We start from the raw sequence: 20,727 nt of genomic DNA on the forward strand, positions 1-20,727 counted from the left end.
TTTTTGTCAAAACTCCGATTATATGCAGTGATCTATAGCACATTTATTCGCGCATCTAAGTGATATCTTCAAACTGATCGTTAGCAATGTTTGCAATGCGTGAAAGAAACGACAGCAGTTTGTAAGAAGAATTGCACTTTCTAGTTTTGGTTTCTGATTGTCGATGTAAGCTTTGAAGTAGATGACTCCAGAACCGCTAAAAATTGTATTGATCGTAGATGCAACCAATCAGCATCAAATTCGAGCTTTTTTACAGCAACTCAATCATAACGAAGTTGAGCTTCTATCTGTTGTTATCGAAGAAAGCGATTTATGCCTTGCGTTGCCTCAAGTAGATATTATCGTACTCGTTGTGTCAACGCTTGATTCTCACGCGTTCAAGTTAGTTAACCAAGTACGCCACGCTTACGCCCTCCCCCTGGTTGTCATCGGCAATACGCAAGATCAAACAATAATTTGCGAAGTCTTTCGTAGGGGAGTGCAAGAATACCTCAACCAAGATCAGGTTACTGCTAGCAGACTGTTGCAAACGCTACAATCTGCCTATGCCCGCTGGCAGTGGTTTAAACAACATAACGCGGTACTACAATGTTGCTGTAGTTCGGTAGATAAGCACGCGACGCTTAACAATACACTCGGTCAAGGCTTAAAAACACATTTTGCTGCAAATACTTTCAGCACTTTTCACCAAATTATTGCCCAGGCAAATGATGCGATCGCGATTATCGATCTACAAGGCTATTACATCGAACAAAATCTGATGCATCGCCTGTTACTCGGCTACTCCGATGCTGAACTTGCTGGCAAAACACCAGCAATTCACTTTGGCGATCAAGTCTTTAGGGCAATTTATCAAGAACTCGTTCAAAATGATTATTGTTACCGCGAGGTAATTAGTCGTACGAAAGATGGAAAGCTTTTACATATCGAACTCAAAGCTTTTACAGTACGAGATTTCCAGAATCACCCGATTTGCTACGTTGGGATTAAAAAAGATATTACAGAACGCAAGCTAGTCTCGTCAATCGTCACGCAACGCGATCGCTTGTTGGAAGGCGTAGCAGCAGCGACGAATCAATTACTCACGACCAAAGATTTTACTGAGGCGATGTGTTTGGCGCTTGCTACTTTAGGTGAAGCCGTCAAGGTCAATCGAGTTTATATCTTTGAAAATCATATTCATCCGCATACGGGTGAACCGTTGATGAGTCAACGCTTTGAATGGACAGATAGTACAGTTACACCAGAGATCAACAATCCTAAATTACAAAATCTTGCTTACATGGATTTCTTTCCGCGTTGGTATCAGACTTTAGCTGCGGGTAAACTTGTGCGCGGAATTGTGAAAGATTTTCCCGAAGGTGAAAAGAAAATTCTCGAACCGCAAGATATTATTTCTATATTAATTGTGCCTATCTTTATTGAAGAAAAATTTTGGGGCTTCATCGGGTTTGATGAATGTCGCTATCAACGACAATGGACTGAAGCAGAAGAATCTATTTTAATTGCGGTAGCGGGAAGCATTGGCGGCGCGATCGTCCGCAGACGCACCGAAGACGCACTCAGTAAAAGCGAAATCAGGAATCGCGCGCTTTTAAATGCAATACCAGATGTCATGTTTCGGATTAGCAAAGATGGCGATCTACTCGATTTTAACGGCTCAAGAAATTTTGATTTGCATGTGCCAGAAAGTGATTTTTTGGGGAAGAAATTGACCGATTTTTTACCGCAAACTGTGAGTGGAAAAATCATGTCAAGCATTAAGCAAGCGCTGACAAGTGGGGAAATGCAACTGATTGAGTATCAACTCCCGATCAACGGCAAAATTCGCGATTACGAAGCGCGCATGGTCGTTTGTGGCGAAGATGAAGTCGTTAGCATTGTGCGCGATATTAGCGATCGCAAACGCGGAGAAATTGAACTACGCAAAAGCAAAGAAGCGATTGAATTTGTTAGTAAGGCTAAAAGTGAATTTTTGGCAACAATGAGTCATGAATTGCGGACACCTTTAAATGCAATTCTTGGTTTATCGCAAATTCTGCATCAAGAAATTTTTGGCGCGTTGAATGCCAAGCAGAAAGAATATATCAATTGCATCTACGGCAGTGGCGAACACCTACTGACCCTCATTAATGATATTCTCGATCTTTCTAAAATCGAGGCGGGAAAAGAGGAACTAACACTTGCGTTGGTTCAAGTGCATGAACTATGCGAGTCGTGCTTATCGATTGTAGGCGATCGCGCACTCAAAAAAGGCTTACAACTGACGCGTGAAATTGACCCGCAAGCAACTTGCTGTTTTGCTGATGAACGACGTGTCAAGCAAATGTTACTTAACTTATTAACAAATGCGATCAAGTTTACCCCAGCGGGGAAAGTCACGCTGCGAGTTCAAAAAGTTCCTCAAGGCATCGCATTTACAGTTTCTGATACCGGAATTGGCATCGCCCCAGAACACATACAGCTTTTATTTCAACCGTTTAAACAGCTAGATAGTCGCTTCAATCGTCAATATGAAGGAACTGGGTTAGGTTTAGCCTTAACACGCAAGTTAGCACGTCTGCATGGTGGAAATGTCACAGTCAAATCGACGTTGGGTAAAGGCAGCGACTTTACTCTCTTGTTGCCCGATTATCCACAATACGCACTACCTACCGAAGATTGTAACGATGACCAAAATCAACAGGTTAGCAGTTTTTTCAACTATTCACCGCGAATTCTGATCGGCGATGATAATCATAATAGCTTAATTCTTGGTTATCTTAAGGCGATTGGTTATGAAGTCAAGCAGTTGAAAAAAACACGCGACTTTTTGAGCCAAGTGCGCGATTTTAAGCCGCGACTAATTTTACTCGACTCGCAGTTATCAGATTGTGTCATCATGACACTTGTACAGCACCTTCAACAAGACCCGCAGTTGCAAATGATTCCTGTCGTCGTTATGACTGAAACAATCGAAGCGTGCGATCGCTTCCTCGCGGCTGGTGTTAAAGAGTGTTTAAGTAAGCCGATTGGCATTGCGCAATTAGAATCGCTATTGATGCGCTATTTCAATTAAATTGATAATAAGTCATTGGTGAATCAGAGACTTGATAAATTTTGCCAGCTTGTAAAATAGTTCCGTGCTTGAAAGAATTGACCTTGTAGCAAAGCAGCAACACCACTGAGTGCTTGAATTTCAGGTATGTTAGGATTGAGAAGGCGGGCATTTTTGAGTGCGACTTCAGCCGGTGCGGCGTTCCAGTTGTAGAGATGAACAAACGCTAGATAAGCATAAGCGTATGGATTTTGCGCATCTAACTGCACGACCCTTTCTAAGGCGGCGATCGCTTCGTTTACCTGTCGCTGCAATACCCTAGATAACGCAAGAGTATAGACAAATTCTAGATTTTGCGGTTCTTGCTGGAGGCGATACGTTAAAGCTTGTTGCGTTTGTATCAAATAATCTTGCGTCGGATCGTATTGATTAATACGGGCAATTTCCTCAAATACTAATTCAAGGGCGGGTAATCCTTGGGGTAAACTAGCAGCTAAGGTGCGAAACTGTGTGAGTAAATCGAGTTCTGGTGCTTGAGAAGGTTCGGTGTTGGCTTCAACAGTGACGCTGACAGGTGGGGATGTAATAGGGTAAGTTTCACCTGTGTTGCGGTTGAGGTACGTTGCTTTTAAGGTATAAGTTCCTGTAGCACCTGTTGGTGGAAACATTGCCATACGTTCGATGACTTGAAATGTACCAGGGTTTTGCGTATTAGCTGAATGCAGATTTCCCATTCCAATTGCATGGTCGTGTATCCAGCGGGTTGAACTCGCGTCTTCTTGGTACCAGTCGAGTAACACTAAACCAGATTGCAACTCATCCCACGAACCATTCCACTGATAAGTAACAGGAATCGGAACTCCTGGCTTTATTTGTGGCGGTACTGTCACTTGCGATAGTGTGACATTCTCTGATTTTCCTGGTGCAACAATGACTTCTATTTCTGGCGTTCGGTCGTGATATAAATGCAGCGTGCTACTATCAGGCAACGTCCAACTTTGAATCGTGTCAAAATCAGGCGATCGCTCAACAATTTCTACAATTGCGGCTTGCGCTTCAGGAACGGAACCTTGATCGCCAGTTTTCGTTAAAAACCAATCGAGCGATCGCGCGTCTTGGACAACTTGCTGCGATCGCACTCCCACTTGTCGTCCATAAACTTGAAAGTCGCGTAGCGCGCCGTAGTAATTTATATTATGTTGGTTAATTTCTGGAGTTGACGGTAATACGCCTAACGTTGAACGCAGATATGGGGCTTGTTGAACGATCGCCTCGATCACTTCTTGGTGTGGTAAACGAGTACCAACAACAGCATAGTGTGCGGCTTTAGGGCTAAGAACCTGTACAATGCTTCTCCCCACGCTTCCCACAGGAAAAATATTGAGCCACATCAACACGACGGCTAAACCTACACTACCCCAGCGGATGTAATTTCCCCAACGTCCGCGCCAGAATGTTAAACCATAAGCGAGAAAGAGAGCAACAATTGGTAAATAAGGCAAAACGTAACGCTCATCTTTGTTAACATTGAGCGAACACAAAAAATACGCCCCCAGCCAAAATATTGCTAACCAAGCAAGCGAAGCACGATGTTTTTGTAGACGTTGCCAATATAGAATTAACCCAACAATCGGAACTAAAAGTAATAGCCAAGAAACTTGATAAGGAAGAATTTCCCAATAATACGTCCACGCCGCCAATGTATTTAATGGTGGATCGCCTTCGGCGATCGCCGAATCGATTGTGGCGCGTTTCCCACTGGTTAATACTGTGAGCCAATTGGTACGATACCAAGGTAGAGATATGATTACTGATAGCAACAATCCTCCGCCTAGCTGTAATACGCGTTGCCATTGACGCTTGTACAGCATTGCGATCGCTACCCAAAGTATCGGGGTGAATAAGAAAAATAACGCGGTTTGTTTCGCTAAAATTGCTAACCCAAAGCAAATCCCAAAAGCCGCTGCGGATAGCCATTGTCTAACTCGTATCGTACTTCTCACCCACAGCGTTAAACAGAAAAAACTCAAAATAACCGCAGCCGTGAGTGGATAATCGAGTAAGAAATCTAATCGGGCGCGATAAAGGCTAGGGAATAATTGACACAGCGCTGCTGCCCACAAACCCACCTCAATGTTAAATAGCAAAATGCCTAGTCCATATACAGAAGCGAGCAGAATTGCGCTAAATAATAAATTAACGAGTGTTGCTTGCTCGATGCCTCGACCAAAGATTTGCTGTACAATCGCGGCAACGGTGTAGATTAATGGCGGTATTTTAGAAGAAAGTTGCCAAAAGCTTGACCACCACTCACCACTCAACAATTGCATTTGTTGTAACGCTTGCCAGTAGTTTAAGGAACCCGTCAGATAATCGGCTTGATCCCAAGCGGGAACCGAATCGTCTAAGGCAAACCATACGCGATCGCTTATCGCCCCCACTAGCCAAATGAGTGCTAGTATCAGCAGTCCAGGTGAGGAATTGTGTTTGAGCCTAATCACACTCGTTGCTTGTTAATTTTCTCCTCATTTTGACATGGGGAATCCCCGCTTCATCAAATGTTTCTCCTTCTTGGATAAAACCGAGTTGTTGATACAATGCTTTGACGTATTCTTGCGCGTGAATCACGGCTTCTTGCATTTTCTGGGCGATCGCGCGTTCTATGGCTTTTTGCATTAATTGCTTGCCAATGCCTTGCCCTCTTGCGGTTGATAACACTGCCAATCTTTCGATCTTTGCCGTCTTTGTATCTAAATACCTAATCCGCGCCGTTCCTACAGGCTGCGCATTCCAATACGCAATCAGTTGTTCGGCAGTGTCGTCTTTACCATCAAATTCTAATGCCGCATCGACTCCCTGTTCTTCCTGAAATACCACGCGCCGGATTTCTTGAATACTCTGCCATTCTTGCAGTTCGGCAGTTTTTATCACGATGCTCATTAGTTATGCTGAATTTAAGTGTACAAAAACGTCAAGTTTTTGAGAGTACGCTCGACATTACTCTATTAATCCGGTATAATATTCTTCATAATGGAAATCTAAATTCTTTTTTTATTTTTGCACGGATTCCCATTATGAAGAAAATCATATCATAGTTATTGATAAATTACAATAACTCTCCCAAAATAAGGCGAATTTTTATTCATCTAATCTGCCCCTTCAATTGGTGCAAAGCCCTGACGTTGAATATTTTCAGTAATCGTGCGGGGTTCGAGAAATTGCAGCAGATAATCAGGTCCTCCGGCTTTGGAACCGACACCAGAGAGTTTAAAGCCACCAAAAGGTTGTCTAGCGACAATTGCGCCTGTAATCGTGCGGTTGATATACAAGTTACCGACTTCAAATTCTTGCTGTGCGATTTCAATATGCGAAGGAGTCCGCGAGTAGATTCCTCCAGTTAAAGCGTAGTTCGTACCATTAGCAACCGCGATCGCCTCAGCAAAATCTTTGACGCGAATCACAGCGACAACAGGACCAAAGATTTCTTCTTGAGCAATTGTGGCAGTGGGTGAAACTTCACTAAAGACAACAGGACCAATAAAGTATCCTGTTTCTGGTGCCGAAAGTTCTACCGCGACTTCCGCTTCTGCGCGTCCTTTTGCGATATATTCTTTGATGCGTGCTTGGGCTGTTGCATCGATTACAGGACCTACTTGCGTACTGGGTAACTCGGCTGCACCAATATTGAGCGATCGCGTTGCTTCAACGACGCGTTGAATGAAAGTTTCATAAATCGGTTCAAGCACAATAACGCGCGAACACGCCGAACATTTTTGCCCGCTGTAACCAAACGCAGATTGCACAACTCCTGCAACCGCTTGGTCTAAATCGGCGCTTTCATCGACAATAATTGCGTTTTTCCCACCCATCTCGGCAATTACATGTTTCAAATGCTTTTGTCCAGGTTTTAAGATTGCTGCATCTGCATAAATGCGACAACCGACTGCTTGCGAACCTGTAAACGCGATGATGTGCGTATCAGGGTGATTGACAAAGTAAGCACCAACTTGCGAACCTCGACCAGGAACGTATTGAAATACGCCTTTGGGAATGCCTGCGGCGACGAGAATTTCGGCTATTTTAGCAGCAATGACAGAAGATGTTTCAGCGGGTTTGAGTAAAGTACAGTTTCCTGTCACTAAAGCCGCAACAGTCATTCCGGTTGCGATCGCGAGTGGAAAGTTCCAAGGCGAAATCACAACAGCGATTCCTCGTGGTTGGTAGTGATAGCGGTTATTCTCTCCAGGGATATCGTAGTTGACACCTTGTTCTAGCCGTTCCATTTCCGCCGCATAATAACGACAAAAGTCGATGGCTTCGGAAACTTCGGCATCGGCTTCGCGTACGGGTTTACCTACTTCTAAAACAATCCAGCACGATAATTCCGCGCGGCGTTGTTCCATCAAATCCGCCGCTTTCCACAGGATCTTGGCGCGATCGCTTACCGGTGTCCGTTTCCACGCTGGAAATGCCGTTTTAGCGGCTTGCATCGCTTGTTCGGCTTGTTCTACCGATAGTAAACTTACTTTACCGATAATTTCACTAGGGTTAGAAGGATTGAGCGAATCGATGCTTTCTTGAGTATTGACGTACTCGCCATCGATTAACGGCAGGTAAGTTTTACCGAGTTGCTGGCGTACTGCGGCAAAAGCTTGTTGCGATCGCTCTCTTTGTGCCATTTTAGAAAAATCCACATCGGCGGCGTTGGGAAACTGCGTATGATGTATTAAGTGTTCGGAAGAAGACGGATTAACTTTTGGTGGTGCGATCAGTTCTTCTACGGGGCGTTCTTCCATATTTTGACGCAGGAAGGAACTATTCGCAGTATTTTCGAGCAAGCGGCGAATCAGATACGCCATTCCAGGAAGCAATTCACCGTAAGGACAATAGACTCTGACGCGATAGCCGCGATCGACAAGGGCTTTGGCAAGTTTATCCCCCATACCGTAGAGAACTTGCATTTCAAAGCGACGGCGGGGGATATTTAAAGTTTCCGCTATAGCAATGGCATGGGCTTGCGATCGCACGTTATGACTGCCGATTGCTGAATAGATATATTCGTGATTTTCGAGTAATATTTGCGTTAAATTCTCAAAATTGACATCCGTTGCAGCTTTATCGTTAAATACAGGCTGTTCCCAATCTTTTTGCGCTGCTTTGATTGTTTCTTGATCCCAATACGCGCCTTTGACTAAGCGCACTGTTAGCGGATAACCGCGTTGTTTTACCCAAGTAATCAAGTCGCGGACATCTTGTTCGCTGTCACGCAAATAAGCTTGTAGGGTAATACCGATATCAGTCCGAGGGCGAAACTCGTCTTCGAGTAGTATATTTTTGAGGATCGCGAGCGTAATATCTTTATAAGCGTACTGTTCCATATCAAAATGAACCGCGACGCCTAATTCTGCTGCGCGACGTAAAAGAATCCGAATGCGCGAACTAACTTTCGCTTCGCTACCTTGCGCATCGAGTGGATCGAACTGCGAGTAAAACGCGGTGAGTTTGACGGAAACTTGAACTTTTGATATCGGTTGATTATCAGCTTGGTCGATTTGCGCTACAGTAGACCAATTTTTAGCAGCTTCTGCTAGCTGTTCCATTAATTCTAAGTAGCGATCGAGGTAATACTGCGCCTCAACTTCGGTAATGACAGCTTCACCGAGAATATCGATCGTGAACGCCATTTTTTCTTTGCGCAGGCGCTCAATCGTTTTGAGGACTTGTTTAATATTTTCTCCTGCAATATACTTATGTGCTAGCGCCTCTACTGCGGTGGATACTGTCGTCGCCGCAACTTGTCCTGGCATAGAATCGGGAGATGCAAAGTTGAGCATTCCCTTGAGTACATCTGGGAGTTCGACCGAAGGATCTCCTAGGTACTCTTGTAAGTGCGCGGCGATTTCGGATTTGGTGTGTAAGGCGGGTAAGCAGTCGATGAAGCGAAATAACTGCACGCGTAACCCAGGATTACTCATCGCCCAAGCTAAAAGCTTATCATCCCAGCGCATTTGGTCGCGTAGCCCAGCAAAGAACGAGCGATCGCGTGTCGCGGCTAGAAGTTGTCGGGCGATTTCCTGCGTTTTAGCTTCGTAATTGCTTTTTTCTACTTGTAATACCACTGGTAATAAACTCCTAGTTCCGACTGTCGCGTCGAAAATCCTCGATAATTTTATTTTCGCTTTTTCAGGCACTCCTGTGCCGTTAATTATCGTTAACTCGCACAGAATCCTCAAAATGGCGATTGCAGAATACAGGTAAACCTATCGCTTAACTTGCTTTTGGAGTGTACTGAATTTTACAGATAGCTTTTAACACTTGTACTAATTGAAGCGATCGCTCAGCGTCGAGTAAATTTAACTCTGGTAAAAGTTGATATGTAGGTTGATTACCTTGCTGAAGATAAACAAATTGATAGCGAAGTCCATTTGTTGTTAAACCCCACACTGATTTTTGATTATCCAAGCTTTTGTATGCGTAAGTTAGTAGCTGGGGTAAACCTTCTAAAGCTTCAACACTACTATTCTTTGCTTCAATGACTAGTATCCAAAATGATGGACTTGTTTTTTGTACTGTATTATTAACAGCTAAAATATCCATCCTTCCCTTGATCAGAGTATTTTCGTCTTCGATTAAGATATCTGCAATGTTTTCCTCTAACGTAATTTTAATACTAGTTTGATAAAAGCCTGATAGCCATAATAAGGGAGCAAGAAATAAAAATTTGACTTGTCCTTCAGTAATTTTTTCTTCTGCATAATAGCTGTCAAAAGTCTGACGGATTTTGTCGAGTTCTTGTTGTTCTTGATTAGTTAAGGGTTCTAATGGTAATAACTCAGTAAAAGAACCATGAGGTTGGCGTTCGAGTTTTAAAACCTGATGAACTTCTTTTAAAGAAAGGTTTCTAGCATCAATTGTTATCATTGTATGTTGATTTTTGGCAAAAGGGTTTAATGGTATTTTTAGGAGGTGTGTTTTTTATATGGTTATATGGTAACGAACCACTCCAGACATAGAGGAGGACAAATGAAAGGTGCGGGGGTGAACGCTGAGAAAAGAGACTGGGAGAGATTTTCGTAAACAATTGGGAATTGCTAGAGTTGCGATCGCTTCTAGAAGAGGATGTAGTGGACAGGAGAGTTTCTCAAATATGACAAGTGTGGACTAAATCATTTTCTTTTTTGTGAATCCGTGCTAACCTGCTACGGCATTGCTACTCTGATACACTTGTACTTCAACGCCTAGCTAGCCAGCGCCTATGGTTCATATCAAGCGCCTGGAATTATCAAACTTTAAATCTTTTGGTGGCACAACACAAATCCCGCTGCTACCAGGGTTTACTGTTGTTTCTGGACCAAATGGTTCGGGTAAATCAAATATTTTAGATGCGTTGTTATTCGGCTTAGGGCTTGCGAGTTCTAAGGGTATGCGCGCGGAACGTCTTCCCGATTTAGTGAACCACACGCAGGCGACGCGCGGACGTACTGTTGAAGCGAGTGTGACGGTGACGTTTGATTTGGAGGGTTTAGAAGAGAGAGGTCAGGAAGGTGACATAAGATTAAATGAGGAGGATGTCGGTGAAGCAACGCCGGAAGAATTAAGTGTGACGCGGAAGTTGCGCGTGACTTTGCAGGGAACTTATACATCGACTTATTACATTAATGGCGAAGCTTGTACGCTGAGTGAACTGCACGAACAACTCAATCGCTTGCGCATTTATCCAGAAGGCTACAATGTCGTCCTTCAAGGTGATGTCACCGGAATTATTTCGATGAACGCGCGCGAACGGCGGGAAATTATTGATGAACTTGCGGGTGTCGCCGCCTTTGACCGCAAGATTACGCAAGCAAAAGAAACGCTTGACCAAGTTAAAGACCGCGAAGAACGCTGTCAAATCGTCGAGCAAGAACTTATAGCGCAACGCGATCGCTTGTCGCAAGACCGCATCAAAGCGGAGAAATACCAACAACTGCGTACCGAATTACAGCAGAAATCGCAGTGGGAAACCGTGCTTGTTTGGCGATCACTGCAAAATCAACAAGAACATCTCGCAACGCAAATTCAAGCGGGCGATCGCACTTTGGCAGAACTCGCGCAACAACACGCCGCGCTTCAGCGCGAAATTACGCAAGCAGCAACTCATCTTGAGCAATTGAACTGTCGCGTCAAAGCTTTAGGGGAAGAAGAACTTTTAAAACTGCAATCGCATTTAGCAACGCAAGAAGCTGAGTATCGCCAGCTACAGCGCCAAAAAGAAGAAAACGCCCAAGCAGAGTTTAAGACAGAATGTAGTATACAACAAAAACAATCAGAAATTCAAGAGTATGAAAACAAACTTGCGGAACTAAACCAAGAACAAAGTGCGAAAGCTGAAGTTATTGCCACTTTACAACTTGAACGCGATGCAGCACAACGCGAACTAGAACAAAGCCGAGAAGCTGCAAGCGCGATCGCCGATGCCGCAGATGTCTGGGTACAACAGCAAACGACGCTCAACCGCGAAATTGAAATCCTATTGCAAGCGATTGAACCGCAATCGAGACAGCAAGCACAACTGCGCGAACGAACAAATCAACTGCAACGGCAATTACACGAGCAACAGCAGACTATTGACAAGCTAGAACCAGAAATTGCGGTAAAACAACAGCAACTCGTAGCAGGCGAACAACAAGCGATCGCACTGACAACGCAAGCAGAAACTTTAGCACAATCGCTCAGCGCAGCCGAACAAGAACTTCAAATTCAACAAGACACATTTAAGCGCCTTCTTGCCGAACAACGCGATAAACAACGACAACTCGACAAACTAGAAGCGCAAGCCCAAGCACTTCAAGAAACACAAGGTACAAATGCGACGAAAGTGATTATGCAATCGGGGTTGCAGGGCGTTTGTGGTTTAGTCGCGCAGTTGGGTAAAGTTGAACCCCGCTATCAATTGGCACTAGAAACTGCGGCGGGGGCGCGTTTAGGACAATTAGTTGTGGAAGATGATGCAGTCGCCGCCGCCGCGATTGAAATCCTCAAACAAAAACGCGCTGGAAGGGCGACATTTTTACCGCTGAATAAGATTCAACCTTTACGCTTTTCTCCGACGACTGCGCTGCGGTATGCCGAGGGATTTATCGATTATGCGATTGATTTAATCGAATGCGATCGCCGCTATCAAGATGTCTTCGGCTATGTTTTCGGCAGTACTGTTGTTTTTGAAACTTTAAATTCTGCGAGAAAATACTTAGGGCAATATCGCATTGTCACGCTCGAAGGTGAATTACTTGAAACAAGTGGCGCGATGACGGGTGGTAGTATCATTCAACAGCGTTCGGGTTTACACTTCGGGACGAGTGAAGCGACTGAATCAGACGAAGCGAAACAACTACAACAACGCCTGCAAGAAATCGCACTGGTATTAAAACGGTGCGAATCTGGTATCGAATCACTGACGACAAAAACAAAATATTTGTCGCAAGAAATCACCGAAGTGCGCCAGCAACGCCGCGAACAGCAATTGCACGCGGAACAATTACGTAAAGATATTCAAAAATTAAGCGATCAACTTGCGCAAACCGAGACACAACTGCGGCAAACAGAAGAACAACTAACAAGCGCGCGATCGCAACTTGAAATTTTAGACGGCGAACTTCCTGCACAAGAAACACAATTACAACAAAAACGACAACTCCTCACCGAATTAGAACAATCGCAAACAAACAGTCAATGGCAACAAATTCAAACAACGATTAAAAGCCAAGAACAACATTTGCAAGAACGTTTACAAGCGTTACTCAAAGCGGAACAACGCCAGAGTGAATTAGCCAACGCCGCAATACTCATCCAAGGAAAAATCGCCGAATGTCAGCAACGCATCCAAGAGTATCAACAGCAACGATCTTCGTTGAGCAATCAGCAATTCGCAATCAGCAACCAAATTGATACACTCGCAACGCAAATTGCCCAAACACAAGCAGCGTTACAGCAAATTGAAGAGAAACTCGGTTCAGAAAAGCAACTACGCGATCGCGCCGAAGCGCAATTACGCGATCGCCAGAATCAATATCAACAACTCGAATGGCAACAGCAAAAACTTCACGAAACGCAACAAACACGCCGCGAAGAATTAACTTTATTACAAGCACAAATCCACGCGCAAATCGCAGATTTGCCCAATCCTTTGCCAGAAGTGCCTGATAAAGTTGATTTAGAACAACTGCAACGCGAAGTGCGATCGCTTGCCAAACGCATACAGGCGTTAGAACCTGTCAATATGCTGGCGTTAGAAGAATACGAACGGACAACGACGCGCCTAGAAGAATTAAGTCAAAAACTGCTCACTTTAGAAGCTGAACGTACCGAATTGCTGCTACGGATAGAAAACTTTACTACCCTACGCCAGCGTGCTTTTAAAGAAGCCTTCGACGCGGTTAATCAAAATTTCCAAAGTATTTTCGCGATACTTTCTGACGGTGATGGCTACTTACAACTTGATGACGCGGAAGATCCCTTCAATAGCGGGTTAAATCTTGTTGCGCACCCAAAAGGAAAACCTGTACAACGCCTTGCTTCGATGTCAGGAGGAGAAAAATCGCTGACTGCGCTTAGCTTTATTTTTGCGCTACAACGCTATCGTCCGTCGCCGTTTTATGCTTTTGATGAAGTCGATATGTTTCTCGATGGGGCAAATGTGGAACGATTAGCTAAAATGATAAAACAACAAACGAAGCTGGCACAGTTTATAGTTGTGAGTCTGCGTAGACCAATGATAGAATCTGCCGAACGAACAATTGGAGTTACTCAAGCACGAGGAGCTTATACTCAAGTATTAGGAATAAAATTGCAACAGTCAAACACCTCGCCATGAGGATTTGTTAATAATAGTATTGATTAATTAACCGGATTCGAGATCAGGACTCGGCAAAAGAAAATGACCTCTGAACAGATTATTAGGCGTTCCGACATCTTGAACACCCAAGTGATCACCAAAGATAATGGTAAGCGGCTAGGTGTAATCAATCAGCTATGGGTGGATATTGACCGACGAGAGGTTGTAGCCATGGGCTTGCGAGACAACCTGATTGCGTTTGCCGGTGTCCCACGCTATATGTACCTCAACAGTGTCAATCAAATCGGCGACGTCATCTTAGTGGATAACGAAGATGTCATCGAAGATATTGATGTTGACGTTTATAGCAATTTAATTAATTGTGAAGTCATCACGGAAACCGGCGAACTTTTGGGAAGAGTACGCAACTTCAAGTTCAACGCGGAAACAGGTATACTGACTTCACTCATAATTGCTTCGTTAGGTTTACCCCAAATTCCCGATCAAGTCATCAGTACCTACGAAATTTCGATTGACGAAGTTGTCAGTAGTGGTCCGAATCGTATTATTGTATTTGAAGGCGCTGAAGAACGCGTCATGCAGCTAACGGTAGGTTTACTTGAGCGTCTAGGTATTGGTAAAGCCCCGTGGGAACGCGAAGAGGAAGAAGCTTACTTTACGCCTACCGCCAAACCAGAAAATCAACTCGGAACAGGCGTACCGTTGCAAGCGCCTGTCAAACCAGTGCGGGCAACGCAACCAGTTGAAGAAACGTGGGATGAAGACGATTACGAATACGAAACGTTGCAACCTGCACCCAGACAACAGCAGCGCTACCAACAGCAGTACGAATCAATTCAGTACGCGGAGGAAGAATACGAAGATAACTGGAGTGAAGCAACGCCAAGCGATCGCTATTCAGAACCGAGAAGATACGAGGAACCACCCCGCTACGTCGAACCCGAACCGTATCGAGAACCAGACTACGTTGAGTACGAAGACGACATCACCCGCGATGCGTGGGAAGACGATGAACCAAAACCAGTGAATATTCCTAAGAAGATTAAGCAGCCAGAGTACGAAGAAGAAGATCGTTACTAACGGCTTAAATCAAGGATTAGCCCCTAAATCTCCCATGCTGGGGGACTTGCAAACCTTCTGATATATTACAGCGTGACTTCCTACGAAGAGCTAGTTTTTGTATTCTCAAAGTCCCCCAAGATTGGGGGATTTAGGGGGCGAGAAACCTTTTAGTTGCAGCAACTACCCATTTCCCAAATAAACGCAAAAGCGATTCCGTCCCTGCGATTTTGCTTGATACAGCGCTTGATCGGCAAAAGCGATCGCAGTCTTGGGTGAAAGTTCAAGTTGTGGCACGATGCAAGCAATACCGAGACTGAGGGTAACGCGATCGCTGACTTTCGATTGATGGTGAGGGATGTTTAAGCTATAAATTTCAGCCGCGATCGCCTCAGCTACCTTTGTTGCGCCGTTGAGCGACGTGTAGGGTAAGATGACGGCAAATTCTTCACCTCCATAACGTGCGATGAGATCGGTAGGGCGATTTAACACCGAACTGATCGCTTGCGCGACTTTCCACAAACATTCATCACCAGCTTGATGTCCGTAATAGTCGTTGTAGTGCTTGAAATAATCGACATCAATCAAGATCAGCGATATTGGTTGCTGTTGATGCGCCAAAAATTGCCATTGTTGCTGCCAATACTCATCAAACCGCCGCCGATTTGCCACAAGTGTTAAATCATCGACAATCGCGAGGCGATGTAGTTCTCGGTTAGCGTTTTCCAGCGCTGCGGTGCGTTGAGCAACCTTGGCTTCGAGGCGATGTGTATACTCTTCGAGTTGGAATTGAACCTGCTGTAAATCTTCTAGGGTTTGCGCGAGTTTCAGGCGTTGCTGTTCGATCGTGTTAATGTCGCGGTACGATCGCAACGCAGCGATCGCGGTTGTCAGCAGTTTTTGACGCGTCAGTTCAATCTTGAGCTTATAGTCATTGATATCGTAATTGAGAATAACAGACTCTTCAGGAGCTTCGCCAGGGTGTCCGGTGCGTAAAATAATGCGAATTTGCTGATTTTTGAGTTCTTCGCGAATATGCTGAACGATTCTTAACCCAGCATCATTCGTCTCCATGACAATATCGAGCAAAACCAGCGCGGTATCGGTGTGGGCGATCGCCAGTAATTCTTTTCCCTCTTTTGCTGAGTAGGCAGAAAGAAAGGTCAATTTTCGGTTTTCAAACGTGACATTCTTGAGTGCTAGCTGAGTTGCGCGATGCACATCCGGTTCATCATCGATGATCATGATTTTCCAATCCTGAAGCGAAGTGACGTCAGGATCTTCGTCGCTAAAGCAGATCGCATCGTCACTCAAGCACACAAGATCTCGATCCTGAGGCGATTGATTGTGCGGTTTAGGGTTCGTAGGCAGCATCAACGGCAACTATGTTTAATTTAAAGCACGATCAAGAAATCACGGAAGTAGGAAGTTCAATCGTAAATTGAGTTCCTTTGGCTACCTCGCTTTGCACAGCAATCCTACCCTGTAATTTCTGAGTCACGAGGTTGTAAGTAATATGCAACCCTAATCCGGTTCCTCCTTTTTCTCGCGCTGTTGTAAAAAAAGGTTCAAAGATTTTTTCTAAGTTTTCTGGAGGAATACCACAACCATCGTCGCGATATTGAATTACGATTTGGTGATTATCTTGCATGACGTTAAAGCGCAGATGACCGCTTTGGTGCTGAGTATAACCATGAATCAGTGAGTTTGTAACCAAATTGGTTATAACTTGGGCTAATGCCCCAGGATAGCTGTAGATAGTCAGTGAATCGTCGCCTGTCATCGTCACAATATGCGATTCTTTTTTCAACTGCGGCGACAAACTCGTTATAATTTCCTCAAGGTAAGGCTTAACACGAAATCTACGCTGCTCCAAGCTCGATTGATCGACTGCAACTTGTTTGAAGCTTTGCACGAGTTCGCCAGCACGATGCAGGTTATTGAGCATCAAGCTTGTACTTTCTTGCGCAAGTTCTAGATAATTATTCAACGTTGAACGTTTGAGTTGTCCTGTGTTGATTGTCGCCATTAGCGATCGCGTCGCATCCATCAAAGTTGAGGCGAGTGTGATAGTCGTTCCTACGGGAGTGTTGATTTCATGCGCGACACCTGCAACTAAACTTCCCAAAGCAGCCATTTTCTCAGTTTCGACAAGTTTATCTTTCATGGCGGTCAATTCATTAAATGCTTGTTCTAAATCAGCACTCTTTTTTTCTAAAATGTTTTGATACTCTTGCAGATCGCAAATAACGCGTTTGAGAAGCGATTCCTTAGTGCGATTCGTTGCTTCTAACTTAGCGCGATCAATTTCCGAACGTTCTAGCTGCTTTTTTAGAATCCGGATTTCCTTATTGAGTTGTTCAACCTCAAACTCGAATTCTCGTGACATAACGTGTCATTGGCTACCGATAAGTAAAGTGACAAATGTTGTGTTGTGAAAAAAGGTTTGCCCATTTTCACGCAGCGGCGCAATCTCTCCATAGGTATAAAAGCCACAACTTGCTATAGCGTGTCCTAAATGTGCGATCGCCCGATATTCTTCCTTCGCGCGCGTTCCCAAAACTTGCCGTCGCCAAGCGCACGAGAAAAACAGCGCGGCGGCTGGTGTTTTCCCAGGATAAGTTGCTAACGCTTCGGTAAAAGCAGTATGCGAAGCACTCACGACATCTGCAACTGAGGCATCGGTAATCTGTACGACTGCTTGTTCTGGCACATCACCTGACACAGTAAGACTACGCAGTTGGGAATCATAACCAACAGCACCTCGCAAGAAAAAATGCGTTTCACCAGGCGGAAAAACCGCAAGTGGATGAATAGCATCTGGCACTGCATTGTTCAAATAGTAATGGTAGAAATCTAAAGCAGGTTTACCATCAATTTCATAGATAACATTCTTGTTTGCTTTCGTAATGCGGCTACGTTTCCCAATCGGACGCCACCCACCCGCAACACCGTAGGAAAACAACAGCTTACCTGCGACAAGCAGAATCGGCACCGCGTCGTTTAAAACCTCGGTTTTAAAGAATTGATACGTACGTTGATATTGCCACTGATCCGCAGTAGCTCCACCAAAAATTGGAATTCTACCTAATGCTGCTTCTAAGCCTTGTAAAATCGAGACGGTACTCGTCGTCAGACTTTCAGGTAAAGCGATACACAACTGTAGCGGTAAGGCGAGATGAAGCTTTGCGGCTGTGGCTGTCGATGATGCGATCGCCGCTGGATTTTGAGATACATTGCGTCCAACGGCTGCGCGAAATTCGATTTCGTCTGAACAAAAAAGGATGAGAGTGAGCGAGTCTTGCTGAAATTCCAAAACCGAGGATATTTCTCCATCTGTCGTCCCTCCAATCAGTTCAAGCTGCGGAAAGACGGCATGAATCTGTTCCAACACTAAATGATGATTAAAATCGACTGCTGCAAATAAAAGCCCTGCTTGTGGTGATTGCCCTGCCAGCGTCATTTGACACTGTGCCAAAACTTCGCTTACAGCTGCGAGAGAATCAGGATCGTTGCTATGACCGATCGCTACTTTTAACATTTTTGATCAGTTGATTAACCTAATAATGAATTTTAAGTTACCTGGTAGAATTAACTCTGCTTAATGCAGAGTATTTCTACAAGGTTATTATTCCCCCAAATCATTGATCGCTATCATCAAGTACCTCAAAATCTTGATATACACAAGCCGAACAATAAATAATACGACTTTTGATATACTGGCGATAACTACTGCGCAAAGTTATAAACGAAAAAAATTGAGCAAGGCAGCTAAACTGAATCAATTCGTATTGAAACTAAAACACCTAGATTGTCATTAGAATTACTGCATTTTAAGTTAGTACAAAATAAAAAATTTTCATATAATAGCCGTAATCTTGTGATTCTGTCGCCTTTTATATAATTTTGATAGAGTTATACATTTTTAGTCAATAAAATTGAAGTGCCATTGTTAATCTTGTTTGTATTTAGTTTGAATTAATTGAGCCAATATCCTCTTTAAAATAATCTTAAAAAAGCCAAGTAAATTTTGATAGTTATTTAACAGAAAGTATATAAAAACACTTGTTTGCTTTAAATAAATAAACTAGTATCTAAATTATTTATTGACGACCTCTGTCGTAAGTTGTGCTTCTGATATCTATCTTTAGAAAGGTTAATTTATATTTTTTAATTTATTAAATCGGGTTCTAGAGGCTGTAATCAAGCCTGTTTTATAACTCAAGCAATTGAGTTTGTTATTTCAAAGAATCTGAGGGTACAATGACTTACACTACTGATGACACTACAAAAAAAGCTGTAGAAGCATTTCAACAGTTTGACGTTGATACACAATTAGGCTTGTTGTGGTTTGGCTATAAAGACATTAAAGATCAACTTCAACCAGCAAACGAAACTTCTGCTCAAGATACTGCTGAAGCGTTATTTAATCAAATTCAGTCTTTATCGCAAGAAGAACAGCTACAGGCGCAGCGCGATATTGTCAGTCGGGCAGATAGCGATATTAGTCGTGCTTATAGTTCCCTAAGTTCGAGCGGTAAGCTTGATGTGTGGTTGCGTTTAGCACAAGGCATGGATAAAGGTACAGTGATTCAAGTACCATCGGACTACGAATTGCCTGCTGAAACAAAAGACTTCGCAAACATGATTAAACAACTTGATTTTGAGCAGCGCATTGACTTTATGCGCAGTGCAGTAGTAGAAATGGGAGCTAAGTAGAGCAGATTTAGGGGCTAGGGATAAAACTAGCCCCTTGATAAGTCTATAAAGATGGATTTTATTTCTTTAGTGGCGGATTTATTTGCATTCGTGTCAATATTAGAACGTTAGTCACTTCCTTATATCAAAAGATAGGTGTTTTCTCAGTAATACTTAGATTACATTTATACTCCTGTAGCCTTATCAAGGTATGTGCGCTTCGCACCATTACCAGTAGAAACAAAGAAGGCTAGTTGGAGGTGTTGCAAGAGTAATTTTGTTTGTATTTCTCTTTCTTTATCTGCGTGGGGCATTTCGTCCCGAACCAGAGTATAACATTACTGCAAGTCCCAGCATCGAAGACCCCCCTTTTCCGCTTTCGGGTGTGAGTTTGACCAATGCGTTACTTACCTATGGTCGCATGACAGGCTTCTGGAGGAATGTAGACGATATTTATGTCGCACGTAACGCGGCTATCCGAAGTGCGGCTCAATACGGTTTGAAACCTATTTTATGACTCCTGGTCGTTGTGCGGATGAATTTGCTGCGGCTTTGATCGAACGCGCGCAAGCTGGCGAAGAAGTTCAAATGTTAATTGACGACTTTGGGACTGATTCGCTTTCTGATGAATATTGGCAGCAGTTACGCGATGCAAGTGTAGAAGTACGATTTTTCCGGCAATTTGATTGGCGATCGCCGTTAAAATACAACTCACGGACACACCGCAAACTCTTGATTATCGATCGCCAACAAGTATTGATTGGTGATGCAGGAGTTTCAGATGATCGGGATGGCGATCCTGATATTGATGATTCTGCACCTTGGTTAGAATTTGAAGTTAGCTACGAAGGACAAGTGGCGAGTTTATTAGAGGGTAACTTTTTTCAAAACTGGGCATATACAGGGGGAGAACTCAACCTAGAACCTGGGACAATTCTCGCCAAGCCGAATGAAGGCGAACCACTTTTTGTAACTAATGACACTTCTACATTAAGTGAATCGACAATAAGATTACTGTTTCAGATAGGCTTCTATTATAGACTTGGGTAAACGGTTGAAGGTAGAAGGCTTTTAGGGTTCGAGATTCCTAAATTTATAG

13 protein-coding genes are annotated in these 20,727 nt (G+C 43.8%); 6 read left to right on the forward strand and 7 right to left on the reverse strand.

Going from position 1 to position 20,727, the window contains the following annotated elements; translation table 11 throughout:
• Window positions 1-181: 181 nt before the first annotated feature.
• Window positions 182-3,058, forward strand: coding sequence for an ATP-binding protein (locus GLO7428_RS19265; RefSeq protein ID WP_015190252.1), 2,877 nt, complete (start codon window positions 182-184; stop codon window positions 3,056-3,058).
• Between the two features lie 23 nt (window positions 3,059-3,081).
• Here GLO7428_RS19265 and GLO7428_RS19270 read toward each other — a convergent pair whose 3' ends face one another.
• The 4 genes from GLO7428_RS19270 to GLO7428_RS19285 form a co-directional block, all read right to left on the reverse strand.
• Window positions 3,082-5,538 carry a glycosyltransferase family 39 protein gene (locus tag GLO7428_RS19270; RefSeq protein WP_015190253.1) on the reverse strand — a complete coding sequence of 819 codons (2,457 nt, stop codon included), beginning with the start codon at window positions 5,536-5,538 and terminating at the stop codon, window positions 3,082-3,084.
• Window positions 5,531-5,977 carry a GNAT family N-acetyltransferase gene (locus GLO7428_RS19275; protein ID WP_015190254.1) on the reverse strand — a complete coding sequence of 149 codons (447 nt, stop codon included), beginning with the start codon at window positions 5,975-5,977 and terminating at the stop codon, window positions 5,531-5,533. Before GLO7428_RS19275 ends, GLO7428_RS19270 begins: the two co-directional genes overlap by 8 nt.
• 206 nt (window positions 5,978-6,183) lie before the next feature.
• A complete protein-coding gene (gene pruA / locus GLO7428_RS19280) occupies window positions 6,184-9,156 on the reverse strand; it encodes an L-glutamate gamma-semialdehyde dehydrogenase (protein WP_015190256.1) in 2,973 nt (990 codons plus the stop codon).
• Window positions 9,157-9,304: 148 nt separating this feature from the next.
• The gene (locus GLO7428_RS19285) at window positions 9,305-9,958 is read right to left on the reverse strand and encodes a hypothetical protein (RefSeq protein ID WP_015190257.1); all 654 of its coding nucleotides are present in this window, start codon (window positions 9,956-9,958) and stop codon (window positions 9,305-9,307) included.
• A 334-nt stretch (window positions 9,959-10,292) separates the two neighbouring features.
• On the opposite strand from GLO7428_RS19285, the gene smc reads away from it, so the two are divergent.
• The gene (gene smc, locus GLO7428_RS19290; RefSeq protein ID WP_015190258.1) at window positions 10,293-13,889 is read left to right on the forward strand and encodes a chromosome segregation protein SMC; all 3,597 of its coding nucleotides are present in this window, start codon (window positions 10,293-10,295) and stop codon (window positions 13,887-13,889) included.
• 63 nt (window positions 13,890-13,952) lie between these two features.
• On the forward strand, window positions 13,953-14,951 hold the full coding sequence (locus GLO7428_RS19295) for a PRC-barrel domain-containing protein (protein ID WP_015190259.1): 999 nt from the start codon (window positions 13,953-13,955) through the stop codon (window positions 14,949-14,951).
• Window positions 14,952-15,113: 162 nt separating this feature from the next.
• Here GLO7428_RS19295 and GLO7428_RS19300 read toward each other — a convergent pair whose 3' ends face one another.
• From GLO7428_RS19300 to GLO7428_RS19310, 3 genes are read right to left on the reverse strand one after another with little or no spacing between them, the layout of a single operon-like run.
• The gene (locus tag GLO7428_RS19300) at window positions 15,114-16,304 is read right to left on the reverse strand and encodes a diguanylate cyclase domain-containing protein (RefSeq protein WP_015190260.1); all 1,191 of its coding nucleotides are present in this window, start codon (window positions 16,302-16,304) and stop codon (window positions 15,114-15,116) included.
• Between the two features lie 31 nt (window positions 16,305-16,335).
• Window positions 16,336-17,319, reverse strand: coding sequence for a sensor histidine kinase (locus GLO7428_RS19305; protein WP_015190261.1), 984 nt, complete (start codon window positions 17,317-17,319; stop codon window positions 16,336-16,338).
• A 6-nt stretch (window positions 17,320-17,325) separates the two neighbouring features.
• Window positions 17,326-18,471, reverse strand: a complete 1,146-nt coding sequence (locus GLO7428_RS19310) for an FIST signal transduction protein (protein ID WP_015190262.1) — start codon at window positions 18,469-18,471, stop codon at window positions 17,326-17,328.
• Window positions 18,472-19,193: 722 nt separating this feature from the next.
• Here GLO7428_RS19310 and GLO7428_RS19315 point away from each other — a divergent pair.
• The 3 genes from GLO7428_RS19315 to GLO7428_RS26195 all read left to right on the forward strand — a co-directional run bounded on the left by GLO7428_RS19315 (window position 19,194) and on the right by GLO7428_RS26195 (window position 20,678).
• Window positions 19,194-19,649 carry an orange carotenoid protein N-terminal domain-containing protein gene (locus GLO7428_RS19315; RefSeq protein WP_015190263.1) on the forward strand — a complete coding sequence of 152 codons (456 nt, stop codon included), beginning with the start codon at window positions 19,194-19,196 and terminating at the stop codon, window positions 19,647-19,649.
• Window positions 19,650-19,905: 256 nt separating this feature from the next.
• Window positions 19,906-20,145 carry a hypothetical protein gene (locus GLO7428_RS26190; RefSeq protein ID WP_051038458.1) on the forward strand — a complete coding sequence of 80 codons (240 nt, stop codon included), beginning with the start codon at window positions 19,906-19,908 and terminating at the stop codon, window positions 20,143-20,145.
• Window positions 20,142-20,678, forward strand: coding sequence for a phospholipase D-like domain-containing protein (locus GLO7428_RS26195; RefSeq protein ID WP_051038459.1), 537 nt, complete (start codon window positions 20,142-20,144; stop codon window positions 20,676-20,678). The genes GLO7428_RS26190 and GLO7428_RS26195 overlap by 4 nt, the downstream gene beginning before the upstream one ends.
• Window positions 20,679-20,727 lie beyond the last annotated feature (49 nt).

The organism is Gloeocapsa sp. PCC 7428 (genome assembly GCF_000317555.1).
Lineage (GTDB): Bacteria > Cyanobacteriota > Cyanobacteriia > Cyanobacteriales > Chroococcidiopsidaceae > Chroogloeocystis.